Source organism: Sphingobium sp. SYK-6 (assembly GCF_000283515.1).
GTDB classification, from domain to species: Bacteria; Pseudomonadota; Alphaproteobacteria; order Sphingomonadales; family Sphingomonadaceae; genus Sphingobium; species Sphingobium lignivorans.
On sequence record NC_015976.1, the window covers coordinates 2,871,018 to 2,885,556 of the forward strand.

The following is a 14,539-nucleotide window of genomic DNA, read 5'->3' on the forward strand; positions in this document are numbered from 1 at the left end:
CGCAACCGCTGCACATTCATGCCCGGGATCAATATTCCTGGGAGCACAGATTCCCCGGGGATGTTTCGAAAATCAGGGGAAGTCATATGGCGCCAATGCCACATGGCACACAGAACGGATTGGGGGCATGGCTCGGGCTGGGCGCTATCGTCATCATTCTCGTCGCTGTGGCCTCCCAATGCTCCACAGAAACGCAGACACCGGCGCAACTGGCGGCGGCCGAGTTCGCGCAGAACACCAGCCAAGGCATCGCAGCGCAGACGGCCGATCCGATTGAACCGATGAATCGTGCCAGTCTCCGGCAGGGACTTGCCGATATGCGGGCGGCGATAAAGGCCGAAGGCATCTCCGGGGCCATGATCTACAGTCAGAATTGCTACGAGGGCTTGTCGCGGAAATTCACATGGGTGCGAATGGATGTTTGCGGCGCCGCAGACATGTTGGCCGTTCAAGCCGTCGATGTCGCCGACAGCATTCGATTATCGGAAATTGGCTATTTCGAAAGCGAGGTGGCAGCCGGGCGATATCTGGCGGCGGCCACGAGCGCCGGCCAGGATGCGTCCGAGGCCGATCAGCGGCTCGAGAAACTGAAAGCACAAACGCGCGATCGTGTGGAAGCGATAGATCCTCAACAATCAAGCGCGGAAAATGAAGATAACGGTATCAGCTTCTAACACTACCTGGCAGAAGTTCATTGAGACGCCTGGCTGCATCCGCATGAGGACAACGGTCCGGCGGTGAGCGAAACAGGCGCTCAATGATGGCCTGGCGTACTGCCGGCAAGGTGGGTGAGGAGGTGGGCTGACGACTCTTTTGTCTGCCCCGCCTGGCCGCCGGCAACTCACCCCGCCCTACGTAGTTCAGCTTATTGACAGGCGTCGTGAATGGGGCCGACACCGTCTCCGGGAGTGGGCGGAAGCTGGCTTCCTGGTGGGGGGGGAAGCCTTGGGAGAAGCGTTTGGGTCCTGCCGGACATGACAACAGGGCCCTTGGTGCTCGGTAAAGGTCCAGACCAGCCGAGTATTGTCATCCGCCGTTGGGTAATGCCACAAGCACGACCAGCCGCCCGGCCTGGACGGCTCCAGCCTTGTCTCAAGGTGCCTTCATCTCACCCAGTCGTTTTGCACGGTCGAGGGCGTCGCGATCGTCCATTGCCAGGCGTTGCTACCATGTGGTTGGCGCCTTCGTAGTTGGCGCTGGGCGCGGTTTGGGTTCCTCCAGGCGCGCAAGTCTAACATCCGTCGTGGCGTCCGCCGCCCCACTGGCAGAACTGGCGGGCCCGAACTAGCGCTTGCTGACGCCTTCGTCGGGCCGGATTCAGCGAAGCTGACTGCCGAGCTGATTGCGAACGCGAACTGGGATCGCGCGAAGCCGATCTTTACGGCGACCCTCGAAATCTTCCCCTGAAGAGCAACGCGCCGGCGATCTGGTCGGCGCTCGCGGAGGACATCATGCCCCCGATGAGCGCGCTCATGCCTGCAGAAGGTGCCATGATCGTCTGGCGCGACGATGAGATTTCGCGTTTCCGTGCAATCGATGCCGCTGAACTTCGCGCGATCTTGAACATCAGAGCCTGCACAACATTTGCCGATTTTTACGCTGCGATGGTTGAGCATGCCGGGGAAGCTGAAGGCGTTACAAAAGCTGGCGCCTGGCTTGGCGAATGGCTCAAGGACGGCCTGCTCTTCGACATCATCGAATGAGCCTTGGCTGATCACGCCCCGATGCCGGCCATTCGCATCCAATGTTGAGGTTCCAATAGCCGTCAGCTGTTCGAGCGGCCTTGCGACGGGGTTGTGCGTTAATAAGCTCAACTGGAAACCCTTCCTTGGCGACCGCGATAGAGGGCGGCGCGGCCAAGTATAGCGACCGAGACCCTTGAGGTCTCGGGCCAGCTTGCTGGCGTGGCTCGAACGCCGGGCGGCACGGTGAACGACTATGTTTTCCCGAGCCGGGTTGATCACAATAGGCACCTGAGCAACGGCAGTATGCTCGGCTTGTCGACGAATGCGTGACCGGTGTCGACCTCATGCGAAGCGAGTATGGCATCCACTCGCTTAGGTGTTTAGTCCCGGCATCTGGTGGATCGGGTTGATGATGAACCGGTCTGGTTCTGACGTCCATATCTTGGCGATGTATTCGTAGGGTGTGAGGCCACTGAGCGTCTTGAGCCGGCGGGCGAAGTTGTAGGCGGCCATGAAGTCGGCGAGGTGCGTCCGCAGCTGGTCGTGGCTCTAGTAGTGGATGCGTTTGACTGTCGCGTCTTTGATGGTGCAGTTCATCCGCTCGACCCGACCGTTGGTCCACGGATGGTTCGGTTTGGTGAGCCGGTGCTCGATGTCGTTTGCCTCGCAGATCATGTCGAAGCGCATCTGGCGCGTAACCGTGGGCTGCAGGCCGCCTTGCACGGCGCGGGATTGAGGCGCTGATAGCCGCTCCTTTTGATGGGGTGGCCTGGATGGACGGTAGCGAGGCGGAGCGAGCAAGTAGTCATATGAGTGGTCATATGACTACTCGGATTGAGGTCGTGGGCCGGGTGTCCGGCCGCCGTCGCTGGACGGTGGAGCAGAAGCTGGCGATCCTGCGGGATGCGTTTGGGCCGGAGGGTTCGGTCCGCGCAGCGTGCGACCGGCATGAGGTTGGCAGCGGCTCGATCTACACGTGGCGCCGACAGGCGATGTCGGGAGAACTGACCGGCGTCCGGCCACCGGCCTTGCCGGCATTCTCCGAGGTTGAGGTTGCGGATCCGGTCGTCCGCGATGTTGCACCGTCGGTGCCATCGCGTTGCGGGCAGATCGGCATCGAACTGCCGACGGGTGTCCGCCTGACCGTGGATGCGATGGTCGATGCCGACGCCCTTGCCCGGGTGATCGCCGTGCTCGGCCGATGATCCCGCTGCCACCTTCGACGCGGGTTTACCTGGCCTGCGGCGCGACAGACATGAGGAAGGGTTTTGACGGGCTGGCGGTACTGGTCCAGCAGGTGCTGGAGCAGTCTCCGCATTCCGGCGCGCTGTTTGCCTTCCGCGGCAAGCGCGGCGATCTGATCAAGCTGCTCTGGTTCGACGGCCAGGGGATGTGCCTGTTTTCCAAGCGCATGGATCGCGGCAAATTTGTCTGGCCGGTGACGAAGGCAGGCAAGGTCAGCCTTACCTCGGCCCAGCTTTCCATGCTGCTCGAAGGCATCGACTGGCGCCGTCCCGAACGCACCGCTGCGCCGCTTCTGGCAGGATAAAAAGTCCCAGATTTGCGCGGTTTTTCTGGTGCGGGATGGCCCACTTTGCTAGTGGGTCACGGTGTCGGACACAGCCACTTCCAACCTTGATAAAGATGCCCGGATCGCCGAGCTGGAAGCAGCCTTGGCAGCTCGTGACACGCTGATCGACACGCTGCGTTTCCAGCTGGCGCAGTTGCGCCGCATGACGTTCGGCCAATCGTCGGAGAAGATGTCGGCCCAGATCGAGCAGCTCGAACTGACACTCGAGGAGCTCGAAGGCGAAGCCGCTGTCGCCGATGCCCGCAAGGATGCGCCAGCAGCCAAGCCCGAACGGCCAGCGCCGGTCCGCAGCCTTCCGCTCCATCTTCCTCGTGCCGAGCAGCGGATCGAACCGGAGGCAGGCCACTGCAATTGCCCCGATTGTGGCGGCGTCCTGCGCCCGCTGGGTGAGGACAGCGACGAGATGCTCGACGTCCTGCCGGTGCAGTGGCGCGTGATCCGCACCATCCGCCCCAAGTACAGCTGCCGGTCCTGCGAGAAGATCGTGCAGGCGCCGGCCCCGGCGAAGGCCATTGCCCGCGGCAAGGCGAGCTTCGCCACGCTCGCCCATGTGGTCGTGTCCAAGTTCGACCATCATCTCCCGCTCTACCGGCAGGCCGAGATGATGGCAGCGCAGGGCCTCGACATCGACCGCTCGACGCTGGCCGGGTGGGCAGGACAAGCCGCACATCTGCTCGACCCGGTCGTCTCCCGGATCCGCGAGGAAGGCCTGAAGGCCGGCAAGATCCACAGCGACGATACGCCCGTGCCGATGCTGATCCCCGGCAAGGGCAAGACCGCGCAGGGCCGGTTGTGGACCTATGTCGTCGATGACCGGGCCTGCGGATCAACCGCTCCGGCGCTGGTGTGGTACAAGTTCACGCCCGACCGTAGCGGCATTCATCCGCAGACCGAGCTGAAGAGCTTCACCGGCCTCCTCCAGGCCGATGGCTATGCCGGGTACGAGAAGCTCTATGCCGGCAATCGTATCCAGGAGGTGGCCTGCTGGGCCCACTTCCGGCGCAAGATATTCGACAACCACCAGACCAGCCCGACGCCGTTGACTACCGACCTGCTCGGGCGGATCGCCGCGCTCTACCGGATTGAGGACGAGGTTCGCGGCCAACCACCGGATATGCGCCGGCAACGGCGGCAGGAGAAAACCAGGCCGCTGGTCGATGAGCTGCGCGCGGCCATCGACGATGCCTCGCGCCGCCTGTCGCCCAAGTCCGCGATGGCCAAGGCGCTCGCCTATGGTCGCAAGCGCTGGATTGCGCTCACACGCTTCCTCGATGACGGCCTGGCCGAGATCGACAACAACATTGCGGAACGCGCGATGCGCGGCGTCGCAATCGGCCGGAAAAACTGGCTCTTCGCAGGATCGAAGGCTGGCGGTGAGCGCGCCGCCGCCATTTATTCGGTCGTCGAAACGGCAAAGCTCAACGGCATCGAGCCGCAGGCCTACATCGCCGATGTCATCGCAAAGATTGCGGGTGGTTGGCCAGCCTCGCGCTGGGATGAACTCATGCCGTGGAATTGGGTTGCCACCGAGCAACCGCTGATTGCTGAGGCAGCATAACCTGCGGCCTTCAGGCCACGCTTACTCTGGCGCGACTAGGCGGTGTTCCGATTGCGGGGCTGCTCGGCAAAAAAGGATCCCATTATCGGTCAGGATCGTGTGGATGCGGTAATCTCTTTGTCCGCCTTAGCGGAAAGCCCAAATCTAGCCGCTTCGCGAAGCGATGCACAATTCGCCTGCACCTGGGGTGACGGCTAGATTTCCAGTGATATTATGAAGCGTACTCGCCGGCTCCCGACGGTCGGCTATCGAGGTCCAGGCAGAAGAGCTCACTCTCCAGATAGGGACGAACCGCTGTATGCCATTCTGCGCGAGCCTTGGCGAATTGCAGTATCCGGGCGCTCGCCTCGACGGGATTCATCTTGAGCGTGAAATTCGAATTGGTCCTCCAAGCTGAACGCGTGTCAGCCGCGCCGTGCCGGCCCGAATCTTGGCTGCCATAGGCGTGGAACTCGAGGATACGGCCGTGTGGACAAACAGGCGATGAACCGTAATCCCGCGTTGCATGGGAGTCGGAGAACGAATCCTGCACCACATGGAGTATCGACCCGAGCGCGACGTCTGGGATAGTGGAGCGGCCAAGCGTGAACTTGGGCGCGAACAGGTGATTTACCGTCCAGCCGGACTGTTTGGTGAAATACTCGGTCATTACGGGATCGTCGATATCACCGAGCTTTGTCTCGGCCTCGATGTTGCCGATCGCCACAGCATAGGCGAAGCCGATCCAGTTGATTGCCCGACGGCGCACCTCGGCTGCGGCCTCACCGTCGGCATTCGCCATCGCATGCAGGAACTGGAGATCACCGTAGTGGCTGCGATACTGCATCTTGTATGTCGCGTTCAGCGCCTTTGTTCGGCCTAGCCAGTCCCTATGGGTCTTCGCGATGCCTTGTGCGTCCCGCATCCAGATGGCCCATGTCGCGTAATGGACACCGAAGAGATGCTGATTGGGGTCGTCGTTCCACCACACCCCGCGGATCAATGCGTTCCACTTGTTGCCTTTCGTGTCAGCGGTCCGCCCTGGCGCGTCCAGTGAGCACGGCGCGCTAGGCATCGCGGTCTCCCGCCCGGCCATGCACCAGACTGCCGCGTCCGTGATATCCTCATGCACCGTTTCGGAGATGCGCTCCCAAAATCCACCCTCCGGCCGACCACCATGATACTTATTCTTAAGCGGGTTGAGTTCGTAGGCGCGTACCGCGCCTGAGCCAAGGCTGGAGATCACCGCAGCGATCGCGGCAATACGAAGTATTTGCATCAGACTTATCCCCCGATCATGCCATCACCTAGGTGGGCAGCACGTTGCACTTGGCGCTCCCGTCAGCGCGTTTCGCGGCAGCCGTGAGCGCGACGAGCGCAAGATCGCCGTTGGCCGACGCGTCTATCATTGTCTTCTCGAATGGGTCCGCGCCCGCAAAGGCCGTCCGGTCGGCTCCTGTCGTCGTCCATGGCAGGAAAAAGGTCGAAACGAGCGACACGAGCTTTTCGCGGTCTGCCTGCTGGAACTCGGGTCCTATCGCCTTGCCGGTTTCGTCCTTGCGCTCGGCTGCGGCGGCCTGCTGGTACTCTGCCCGAAAATTCCTGATGGCATCACGGGCTTCGCGTTCGGAAACATCGAGATCGCGCAGCATCTGAACATCATCGCACTTGGTCGTTAGAGCGGCATATCGAATACCATAGGTTTCGAGTAGGTTTCGGGCCGTCGACCATTTCAGAGCCAACCCATTGCCCCAATTTCCGGATCGAGCCTTAACGAGCATCCTGCCGACGTCGGCTGTGACGGCATCGATCGGCGCGGCCTTCACGTCGGCGGCGATCTGAAGCGCACCGCGAAAGTCGGACCAGTCCTTCTGAAGATAGAACTCGGGGGCAGTCCCCGCCGGATAGCGGCGGACATTCATTACCATGTAGAGATCGGACCGAACCTCCACGTAGGGATCGTTATCCAAGGCGTCTTTTTTCTTCTGGAAAAGCCGAGAGGTGTTGTTGTCGAGGCGCAAGTTTGCCCAGTCCATATCCATGTCACGGACCTGAGAGCGCCGGAGCACATAGCGACCAGGCGCAAAGGTTGCCTGTACCGCGCGTGTATCCGCGACACCTGATGAGAGCACGAACCGATATTCGAAAAGCTTATCGTCCTTGCTGCCCGCGAGCAGGCTCTCGCCTAGATCAAAAAGAATGTCTTTTGCCTCGCCAGGACCGGGTAGAGCCTGTTGTCCAAAGCGGGCCAGCGTCGTGAGGAGCGACGAGATAGGACCAGCCTGGGCGTCCACCTCCATCACGACGATCTGGATGCCGATAGAGCCGCCACCGTATGCAGTGCGAGCGCGGAGCGGGATATTGCTGAAGTTGAAGGCCTGCTGGCGTCGAATGTCCTCACCAAAGTAGACGAGCTTAAGCTCGACATCGCTAGGATCATCCGACTTGCCCGGGTACTCGCCCGCCTCCAGGAACCGGCGGGTCGCCGCATCTCCGCTCTGCCCCGCAAATTCGAAGACATTGGCGAGGATCGCGATTTCCGCGGTCTTGCCGAATTCCCGTCCTAGTATCTTCCCCTCAAGAATATTGCTGCCGATCATGCCCTGTTCGATCTCGATCGAGTAGACGTCGTTCGACTGGAACGCGTCCCATCCAGTCTTCGGATCTGGCATATAACGGCGCACAACGCGCGACGGCAGGATTGGGTCGCACAGTGTTGTCATGGCGCCACTGCAGTTGTTAGTGGCGTCTGCAGCCATGGACTTGGTGGATAGAGTGGTGGGTGGTGCATCGGCGATACGATAGTCGATCTGCCCTGTATCGACATGTGAGCAGGCCGATGAGGTCAATAAAATAGCCAGTAAGCCAAGCCGCTTCATTTCCATACCCCCTGTGGCGTAATTGAAACGCTCTCATATTAGTAGCAGATTTTCGTGTGATTGGGAGGGACTCGTAGAAAGATTGCCTGCCGAACTGCGGAAGCCTGACAATCCGGGAACTTAATATGTCGCCCATCCCCATGGCGACTTCGGGGTGAGTTTCAGACTTCCAAGCGAGGGTATGTGAACGGCCAACAGCGGTCGGCACCTGCCGCCGACATTTCAGTCGTTCCCTTGCCATTTTGCGCGCGCTAATATCTGCCATCCGTTCAGGGGCTTTGTTGAGAACTGTTCTTGCCTCATTCACTCACGCCGACAAAGCAGAAGAGCCGGAACTGCTCACCGCTCTCACCGCCCAGATCTAATACCAGCAGAGTCAATGCCTAGCTTATCTACTTGGGCAGCTTCGTACCCGTAAGCTGTTCGACGACGGTGCGGGTAACATCGGCCGGCACGGCAAGACCGATGCCGACATTGCCGTCGCCCGGCGTGATGATGGCGCTGTTCACCCCAATCACTTCACCGCGCATGTTGATGAGCGGCCCGCCGGAATTGCCGGGATTGATCGGCGCATCGGTCTGCACATAGCGATAGCGGCCGTCAGAGGAGGTGCGGATCGCGCTTACGATGCCGGACGTCACGGTCTGACCGACTTGAAAGGGATTGCCGATGGCCACGACATAGTCGCCGACCTCGGTGCGCCGCGCCTCGGCCAGCGGAAGTTGGCGAAGACCACGCGCGGCAATTCTCAGCACCGCGAGATCGGTGCGGGGGTCGCTGCCAATCAGTTCGGCCTCAACTCTGCGATCCCCGATACCGACCGCTATGGCGCGCGCATTGGCGATCACATGATGATTCGTGACCACCAACCCGCGCGCAGCGTCCACGATAAAACCTGAACCGGCCGAGACGCGCGGCGCCAGCGCCTCGTCAGGAACGCCCATGAACATGCGGTAGTAGGGATCGCGCAGAAGCGGATTCTGAAGATGTGGCGACGCTTGCAGGACGGCGATGTTGACCACCGCCGGCGACACCTGCCTGACAAGTGGCGCCAGCGTAAGCTGATCGAGCCGAACGGCATTGACCGGCAGAGACCCGGCGGCCCGCGCTTCCGGTTGTTCGAACAGCGTGGTCATCGCGGCGCCACCGGCAAAACTGCCAAGCCCGCATATGGCGAGAAGCGCAAGCGCGAAGCTCCGCGAACGCCCGGATGATGCCGATCCCCCGTTCACGACCAAGTCTCCCATGCGAAAAAGCCGCTGTCACGCGGAGCCCGCTTCATCTCTGGAATCGCGTTTGGGGCCGGCGCGGAGCCAGCCCCGCCTTTCTCAGAAGTCCATCGCCGGCATGGCGGGCGATGCCTTCTCGTCCTTCGGCAGTTCCGCGACGAGCGCTTCGGTGGTAATGAGCAGCGAAGCAACCGACGCTGCATCCTGCAGCGCGGTGCGCACGACCTTGGCGGGATCGATCACGCCGGCTTTGACGAGATCCTGATACTCGCCGGTCGCGGCATTGAAGCCCCAGTTATAGTCGTCGCTCTCCAGCAGCTTACCGACGATCCACGCGCCGTCCTCGCCAGCATTGTCGGCGATCTGACGCACGGGCGCGCGAAGCGCGCGGCGGACGATGTCGATGCCCGACTGCTGGTCGTCGTTTGCAACCTTCAGCCCCTCGAGCGCCTTCAGTGCGCGCAGCAACGCGATACCGCCGCCCGGCAGAATGCCTTCCTCGACCGCGGCGCGGGTTGCGTGAAGCGCGTCATCGACGCGATCCTTCTTTTCCTTGACCTCAACCTCGGTCGCGCCACCGACCCGGACGACGGCGACGCCGCCAGCCAGTTTCGCGAGACGCTCCTGCAGCTTCTCGCGATCATAGTCGCTGGTGGTCGTTTCGATCTGCTGACGGATCTGTGCGACCCGACCATCAATGTCGGACTTCTGGCCCACACCGTCGATAATGGTCGTGTTGTCCTTGTCGATCGTGACCTTCCTGGCCCGGCCCAGCATGTTGATCGTGACATTCTCAAGCTTGGTGCCAAGCTCTTCGCTGACCACATTGCCGCCCGTGAGGATCGCGATGTCCTCAAGCATCGCCTTGCGCCGGTCACCGAAGCCAGGCGCTTTCACGGCCGCGATCTTCAGACCGCCGCGCAGCTTGTTCACAACCAGCGTCGCGAGGGCTTCGCCTTCCACATCCTCCGCGATGACGAGAAGCGGCTTGCCGGACTGCACGACCTGTTCAAGCAGCGGCACCAGCGCCTGCAGGTTGGAAAGCTTCTTCTCGTGGATCAGGATGTAGGGATCGTCGAGTTCCACCTTCAGCTTTTCGGCATTGGTAATGAAATAGGGCGAGAGATAGCCGCGATCGAACTGCATGCCCTCGACCGTTTCCAGTTCGGTCTCCAGGCTCTTGGCTTCCTCGACGGTGATGACACCTTCGTTGCCGACTTTTTCCATTGCTTCGGCGAGGATGCGCCCGACCTCGGCGTCGCCATTGGCCGAAATGGTCGCCACCTGGGCGATCTCGCTGTTCGCGCCGACTTTCTTCGCGTGGGCCTCAAGGTCCTTTACAACCGCGCCCACGGCCAAGTCGACGCCGCGCTTGATATCCATCGGGTTCATGCCCGCTGCGACGGCCTTGGCGCCTTCGCGCACGATCGCCTGGGCGAGCACGGTTGCGGTGGTCGTGCCGTCTCCTGCCTTGTCATTCTGTTTGTTGGCGACTTCGCGCAGCATCTGCGCGCCCATATTCTCGAACTTGTCGGCCAGTTCGATTTCCTTGGCGACCGTCACCCCGTCCTTGGTGATGCGGGGCGCGCCGAAACTCTTGTCGATCACGACGTTGCGGCCCTTGGGACCCAGCGTCACCTTCACTGCATTCGCAAGCGTATCCACGCCGCGCAGCATGCGATCACGCGCGTCCGACGCAAACTTCACTTCCTTGGCAGCCATCTGCCTTGCTCCTTTCTATTGATATCCTTCCTGAATGTTTGTGGTGAGGGCGGTGGATCAGGCCGCCTGCTTGAGCGGTACGACGTTGTCGAGGACGCCGAGGATATCGCTCTCCTTCATGATGAGCAGATCCTCGCCATCGATCCTGACTTCGGTACCGGACCATTTGCTGAACAGGATGCGATCACCCGCCTTGACGGACAGCTCGACGAACTGGCCCTTATCGTCGCGCGCCCCTGGGCCAATGGCGAGAACCTCGCCCTCTTGTGGCTTTTCTCTGACGGTGTCGGGGATGATGATGCCGCCCGAGGTCTTTTCCTCGGCGTCGATGCGGCGGACGACCACACGGTCGTGCAAGGGGCGGAAATGCATGGCAAAACCTCCAGATGCAAAACAGGATGTGATGGCCCTGGCCGTTCATACGAACGACAGGTGTGGCGGAGCTAGGAAGTCATATTTTTCCATTCAAGAGCCGGAATGAAATTTTTGGCACTCTCCTGCACAAAGTGCCAATCTGTTTGTTATCGGTGGCTTAGTCGCCAATTCCGCTCTTGACGCGACTCATCCAGGTACCAAAATTTGCCAGCGCGGCAGCGCGCCGCACTCGTGAAAGGAGCGACATCAGGAAAGGAGGCAAAGCCATGTCGCAGCCATTTTCCCGTTTCCTGCATCCCTTCGACGTTGCGCGCCATCCGAGCCTGGAGCCGGAAGTGAAGCGCGCCATCCTCGCTTCATGGGCATCGGATCGGTCGGCGGTGAAGGATCAGCCGGCAATGCGCAAACCGCCCGGTGCCCGCCGTGCCGTGCCGGTCGACGACATCTTCGCCGCGATGCGGACGCTGGAAAAACGGCTGGATCACACGTCGCTGCAATGACCGATCGCGCGTTCATGATGCGGTTGCAGGGCTATGGCCTGACGACGGCCGAGATCCATTATTATCGCCCCGATGCGCCGTCGCTGCTGCAACTGTTCGTCTGGCAGGAATATGACCTGGCGCCGGACTTTCCGGTATTGTTCGATTTCATCGACCATTGGAACCGGGAGATCGAGGCGGCGCTCCATTCCATCCGCATCGCTCATGACCAGTTGGTCCGGCCGACGGAATGGCGTGCCGCGCGTGGCGAACTTCGGCTCGACTGAACGACCACGCGCCAAAGGCCCGCCGTCCCGCTTCCGGGATGACGGGCCTTTCTTTGGCGTCCGCTTCAGGCGGCGGCTTCGCTCCTGCCAGCCTCGCGCTTGCGTAGACGCAGGCCGAGCGCGATCAACACACACCCGGCGAACAACGCCCAGACGGCAATCATCGTCCCCACGGAGAGGATGGTCGCGACCGGGTGCAGCCAGAGGAACGCCCAGACACCCAGGCCAAGTAGGAACGACAGCGCTCCGGAGAGACCCAGCAACCATTCGCCCTCGATCTCCTTGCGCAGCCGAATGGCGGCCGCGATCTCGAACGCGCCGGTCAGCAGCGCCCAGGCGATCACGGTGCCTAGCGTCACGAGCGCATAGCTGACCACGGCGAGACCAGGCAGGATCACGAAGATCACGGTGCAAGCGATCCCAACCACGCCCCGGAGCAGCGCGCTCCACCAGCGCTTTTCCTTGCGCGAAGCGCGCCGGATGCCGGCGATCAAAGACAGGATGCCGTCCGCGCCGGCATAGGCCGCGAACAGCAAGGTGAAGGCGAGCAGCGCATTCGCCGGGAACAGGAATGCCGCGACGCTGAGCGCGAGCGCGAGCACGCCGCGCAAGATGAACCAGCCGGGATGACGGGTGGTCAGCACCGGCTCAGACGGGTTGTCCCGCCCCAATTCCTGGAGCGGGAGAGTAGCGGATGATCCAGTCATCTACTTCTCCCTTCACTATTGATATGACGTTGATTGTGATCCCCGGGCCAAGCCCGCACCGTATAGGGCAATCCCTGGCGCATGCAGTATCCAACCGCCGCTTCCGCGTTGGGAAAGCGCAGTCCAACATGGACGAGAGGATCGCTGCCACCGGTCCACCCGGTCAGCGGGTCGGCGAACGCCGGCGCCTTCTGCTCGAACCGCAGACGCCACTGGTCGCGCAGCTTGCGTGGCACGCGATCGCCGAGCAGCCGGATCGGCTCGATGATCGTGTGCGCGTCCGGTGGGAAAGTGCTTCCCCACGCCGGATGAGCGCCGCGATTGTCATTCGCCGCCGATTGCCGCGGTGCGTGACCGTAACGGCACGGCCCGGGGCTCACGCCCCGGACCGACGGATCAAGCCGCTTTCGCGTTGACCGGGATGCGCCGGACATTTTCATTCGCCTCCGCGGAGCGGGGCAGCGTGACGGTGAGCACACCGCTCCGGAAGCTTGCCTGCGCCTTGTCGCGTTCGATCCCGCGCGGCAGGCCGATGCGTCGCTCGAAACGGCCGTAGCTGCGCTCCGAATAGCCGCGTTTCTTGTCCTCGACCTCGGCCCGCTTCTCGCCGCGCAGCGTGAGCACGCCGTCCTCCACCAGGATATCGATGTCCTTCTCGTCGAGGCCTGGCAGTTCCGCGGTGATGCGGATTTCGGTGTCGTTCTCGTCCAGCTCCACCTGCGGCCAGCTCGCCGTGCGGCCCAAGCCGGCGAAAGCGGGCACGCCAAAGCCACGAAAAACGTCGTCGAACAGCCTGTTCACCTCACGATGGAGCGAGAGCAGGGGATGGGACTCCAACGCCGCTTCCCGCTCGGGTTCGACCGTCGCGGGCAGCCGGTTCTCCTGCCGGCTCCAGGGAATCAGATCACGCAATGCCATGATAGTCATCTCCTTTTCTGGCTGGAATGGCATGACCCGCCGGCCCACCCGAAGGCAGCGCCGGCAAGTCACTTTTGTTTATGGATCAGGCCGCTTCGAGCGCCTTTTCCTTCGGCGCCTCGATCCGCTCGCCAGCGGGCTTCGCCCCGCCAATCTCGATGCGGCGCGGCTTCATCGCCTCGGGAACCACCCGCTTCAGCGCAATGCTGAGCAGGCCGGTGTCGAAGCTGGCCTCACCGACCTCGATATGGTCGGCAAGCTGGAAGCGCCGCTCGAACGCGCGCGTTGCGATGCCACGGTGCAGATATTCGCCCTTGCCGTCCTCATCGGCGCGCTTGCCGGTGACGGTGAGCTGATTCTGCTGGGCCACCACCTCGATTTCGTCGGGGCGGAAGCCAGCTACCGCAAGCGTGATACGATAGCTGTCCTCGCCTTCCTTCACGATGTCGAAGGGCGGATAGCCATCGGTTGCGTCGCCGCGCATGCCGGTCTCGAGCAAATCGAACAGACGATCGAAGCCGACCGTGGAACGCCGATAGGGCGTGAAGTCAAAGTTGGTTCTCATTTCCAAATCCTCCTAAAGCGATCTGGGCATGAGCTGCGTCGGTAAAGGAGAGCCGACGCCCCCTATGTCCCACCGGACCCGAACACGGCGCCCGGCAAGGATGAGTTAGAAAGCATTTTTTTCGTTTCAAGACCTGTATCGGTAGGCACGTCGACCTCAAGCCAGCCGACCTGGATTCCAACATCCTTTCCAGCAAATCCGGCCGTATTGATCGCTAAACGCTGAACGCCGTCCGTTGCAAACGAGGGAGGGCTCGCATGATGTTGATGGCGTTGCGCCTGCTAAGCGACCTTGTAGGGGAGACGTTCCTGGAGATTGACCGCCAAACGGGACGTAAAGCAGCAAAGGCTAAGGGGGAGAGAGGAAGGCGATGACATTCGAGTAAGAACCGCCCTGCGCGCTCTCGCCAACAAAGCCGCCGTTCGCGATACTTCGCTTGGCCGTTCAAACCGGCCGTACATTCACTCGGCGAGGTTTGGCGCCTCCATGGCCGATAGCAACTACTGTGGACGAGAAACCGGAGAAAAACTGACCGTCTGCTCATCGTCCTTTCCGGGGGCTCTCG

General features: G+C 61.7%; 16 protein-coding genes and 2 pseudogenes. 8 read left to right on the top strand and 10 right to left on the bottom strand.

Annotation, left to right across the window (positions count from 1 at the left end; translation table 11 throughout):
- The first annotated feature begins 86 nt into the window (after positions 1-86).
- The 3 genes and pseudogenes from SLG_RS13195 to SLG_RS22220 all read left to right on the top strand — a co-directional run.
- Positions 87-674 carry a hypothetical protein gene (locus SLG_RS13195; protein ID WP_148276592.1) on the top strand — a complete coding sequence of 196 codons (588 nt, stop codon included), beginning with the start codon at positions 87-89 and terminating at the stop codon, positions 672-674.
- Between the two features lie 786 nt (positions 675-1,460).
- Positions 1,461-1,703: a hypothetical protein gene (locus SLG_RS20450; protein ID WP_051003761.1), complete on the top strand. Its 243-nt coding sequence runs from the start codon at positions 1,461-1,463 to the stop codon at positions 1,701-1,703.
- A gap of 181 nt (positions 1,704-1,884) precedes the next feature.
- Positions 1,885-2,062 (top strand): annotated as a pseudogene (locus tag SLG_RS22220) (integrase); the annotation flags it as partial.
- Here the strand turns inward: SLG_RS22220 and SLG_RS13205 are convergent.
- Positions 2,058-2,366, bottom strand: a pseudogene (locus SLG_RS13205) (integrase core domain-containing protein); the annotation flags it as partial. The pseudogenes SLG_RS22220 and SLG_RS13205 sit on opposite strands and share 5 nt — an antisense overlap.
- Positions 2,367-2,506: 140 nt before the next feature.
- Here SLG_RS13205 and tnpA point away from each other — a divergent pair.
- The 3 genes from tnpA (at position 2,507) to tnpC (ending at position 4,834) form a co-directional block, all read left to right on the top strand.
- A complete protein-coding gene (gene tnpA / locus SLG_RS13210) occupies positions 2,507-2,890 on the top strand; it encodes an IS66-like element accessory protein TnpA (protein WP_041391853.1) in 384 nt (127 codons plus the stop codon).
- Positions 2,887-3,234 (top strand): IS66 family insertion sequence element accessory protein TnpB, encoded by a 348-nt coding sequence (tnpB, locus tag SLG_RS13215; RefSeq protein WP_014072621.1) that lies wholly within the window; start codon positions 2,887-2,889, stop codon positions 3,232-3,234. The genes tnpA and tnpB overlap by 4 nt, the downstream gene beginning before the upstream one ends.
- Positions 3,235-3,295: 61 nt before the next feature.
- Positions 3,296-4,834 (top strand): IS66 family transposase, encoded by a 1,539-nt coding sequence (tnpC, locus tag SLG_RS13220; RefSeq protein ID WP_014072622.1) that lies wholly within the window; start codon positions 3,296-3,298, stop codon positions 4,832-4,834.
- 211 nt (positions 4,835-5,045) lie between these two features.
- On the opposite strand, the gene SLG_RS13225 is transcribed toward tnpC, so the two are convergent.
- The 5 genes from SLG_RS13225 to SLG_RS13245 form a co-directional block, all read right to left on the bottom strand.
- Positions 5,046-6,092 carry a hypothetical protein gene (locus SLG_RS13225; RefSeq protein ID WP_014076985.1) on the bottom strand — a complete coding sequence of 349 codons (1,047 nt, stop codon included), beginning with the start codon at positions 6,090-6,092 and terminating at the stop codon, positions 5,046-5,048.
- Between the two features lie 28 nt (positions 6,093-6,120).
- A complete protein-coding gene (locus tag SLG_RS13230; protein ID WP_148276593.1) occupies positions 6,121-7,692 on the bottom strand; it encodes a hypothetical protein in 1,572 nt (523 codons plus the stop codon).
- A 392-nt stretch (positions 7,693-8,084) separates the two neighbouring features.
- A complete protein-coding gene (locus tag SLG_RS13235; protein WP_148276594.1) occupies positions 8,085-8,828 on the bottom strand; it encodes a trypsin-like peptidase domain-containing protein in 744 nt (247 codons plus the stop codon).
- A gap of 192 nt (positions 8,829-9,020) precedes the next feature.
- On the bottom strand, positions 9,021-10,643 hold the full coding sequence (gene groL, locus SLG_RS13240; RefSeq protein ID WP_014076988.1) for a chaperonin GroEL: 1,623 nt from the start codon (positions 10,641-10,643) through the stop codon (positions 9,021-9,023).
- A 57-nt stretch (positions 10,644-10,700) separates the two neighbouring features.
- The gene (locus SLG_RS13245; RefSeq protein ID WP_014076989.1) at positions 10,701-11,015 is read right to left on the bottom strand and encodes a co-chaperone GroES; all 315 of its coding nucleotides are present in this window, start codon (positions 11,013-11,015) and stop codon (positions 10,701-10,703) included.
- Positions 11,016-11,284: 269 nt separating this feature from the next.
- Between SLG_RS13245 and SLG_RS13250 the strand changes: the two genes are divergently transcribed.
- Positions 11,285-11,518, top strand: a complete 234-nt coding sequence (locus SLG_RS13250; protein WP_014076990.1) for a hypothetical protein — start codon at positions 11,285-11,287, stop codon at positions 11,516-11,518.
- Entirely contained in the window at positions 11,515-11,784 is a 270-nt protein-coding gene (locus tag SLG_RS13255; RefSeq protein ID WP_014076991.1) for an usg protein, read from the top strand. The genes SLG_RS13250 and SLG_RS13255 overlap by 4 nt, the downstream gene beginning before the upstream one ends.
- Before the next feature lie 65 nt (positions 11,785-11,849).
- Here the strand turns inward: SLG_RS13255 and SLG_RS13260 are convergent, their stop codons facing one another.
- From SLG_RS13260 to SLG_RS13275, 4 genes are all read right to left on the bottom strand, one after another.
- Positions 11,850-12,491 (bottom strand): HdeD family acid-resistance protein, encoded by a 642-nt coding sequence (locus tag SLG_RS13260; protein WP_014076992.1) that lies wholly within the window; start codon positions 12,489-12,491, stop codon positions 11,850-11,852.
- The gene (locus tag SLG_RS20975; RefSeq protein WP_184154224.1) at positions 12,488-12,925 is read right to left on the bottom strand and encodes an NADH dehydrogenase ubiquinone Fe-S protein 4; all 438 of its coding nucleotides are present in this window, start codon (positions 12,923-12,925) and stop codon (positions 12,488-12,490) included. Before SLG_RS20975 ends, SLG_RS13260 begins: the two co-directional genes overlap by 4 nt.
- Positions 12,888-13,409, bottom strand: coding sequence for an Hsp20/alpha crystallin family protein (locus SLG_RS13270; protein ID WP_014076994.1), 522 nt, complete (start codon positions 13,407-13,409; stop codon positions 12,888-12,890). The genes SLG_RS20975 and SLG_RS13270 overlap by 38 nt, the downstream gene beginning before the upstream one ends.
- Before the next feature lie 85 nt (positions 13,410-13,494).
- Complete coding sequence (locus tag SLG_RS13275) at positions 13,495-13,974, bottom strand: Hsp20 family protein (RefSeq protein ID WP_014076995.1); 480 nt, start codon at positions 13,972-13,974, stop codon at positions 13,495-13,497.
- Between the last annotated feature and the right edge of the window lie 565 nt (positions 13,975-14,539).

Excerpts from the sequence above, each read along its gene's own strand:
- SLG_RS13275 (WP_014076995.1), bottom strand. The coding sequence starts at position 13,974 with ATGAGAACCAACTTTGACTTCACGCCCTATCGGCGTTCCACGGTCGGC.
- SLG_RS13195 (WP_148276592.1), top strand. The coding sequence starts at position 87 with ATGGCGCCAATGCCACATGGCACACAGAACGGATTGGGGGCATGGCTC.
- SLG_RS20975 (WP_184154224.1), bottom strand. The coding sequence starts at position 12,925 with ATGTCCGGCGCATCCCGGTCAACGCGAAAGCGGCTTGATCCGTCGGTC.
- SLG_RS13270 (WP_014076994.1), bottom strand. The coding sequence starts at position 13,409 with ATGGCATTGCGTGATCTGATTCCCTGGAGCCGGCAGGAGAACCGGCTG.
- tnpA (WP_041391853.1), top strand. The coding sequence starts at position 2,507 with ATGACTACTCGGATTGAGGTCGTGGGCCGGGTGTCCGGCCGCCGTCGC.
- SLG_RS13245 (WP_014076989.1), bottom strand. The coding sequence starts at position 11,015 with ATGCATTTCCGCCCCTTGCACGACCGTGTGGTCGTCCGCCGCATCGAC.
- SLG_RS13260 (WP_014076992.1), bottom strand. The coding sequence starts at position 12,491 with ATGACTGGATCATCCGCTACTCTCCCGCTCCAGGAATTGGGGCGGGAC.
- SLG_RS20450 (WP_051003761.1), top strand. The coding sequence starts at position 1,461 with ATGAGCGCGCTCATGCCTGCAGAAGGTGCCATGATCGTCTGGCGCGAC.
- SLG_RS13235 (WP_148276594.1), bottom strand. The coding sequence starts at position 8,828 with ATGACCACGCTGTTCGAACAACCGGAAGCGCGGGCCGCCGGGTCTCTG.
- SLG_RS13255 (WP_014076991.1), top strand. The coding sequence starts at position 11,515 with ATGACCGATCGCGCGTTCATGATGCGGTTGCAGGGCTATGGCCTGACG.
- tnpB (WP_014072621.1), top strand. The coding sequence starts at position 2,887 with ATGATCCCGCTGCCACCTTCGACGCGGGTTTACCTGGCCTGCGGCGCG.
- groL (WP_014076988.1), bottom strand. The coding sequence starts at position 10,643 with ATGGCTGCCAAGGAAGTGAAGTTTGCGTCGGACGCGCGTGATCGCATG.
- SLG_RS13250 (WP_014076990.1), top strand. The coding sequence starts at position 11,285 with ATGTCGCAGCCATTTTCCCGTTTCCTGCATCCCTTCGACGTTGCGCGC.
- SLG_RS13225 (WP_014076985.1), bottom strand. The coding sequence starts at position 6,092 with ATGCAAATACTTCGTATTGCCGCGATCGCTGCGGTGATCTCCAGCCTT.
- SLG_RS13230 (WP_148276593.1), bottom strand. The coding sequence starts at position 7,692 with ATGAAGCGGCTTGGCTTACTGGCTATTTTATTGACCTCATCGGCCTGC.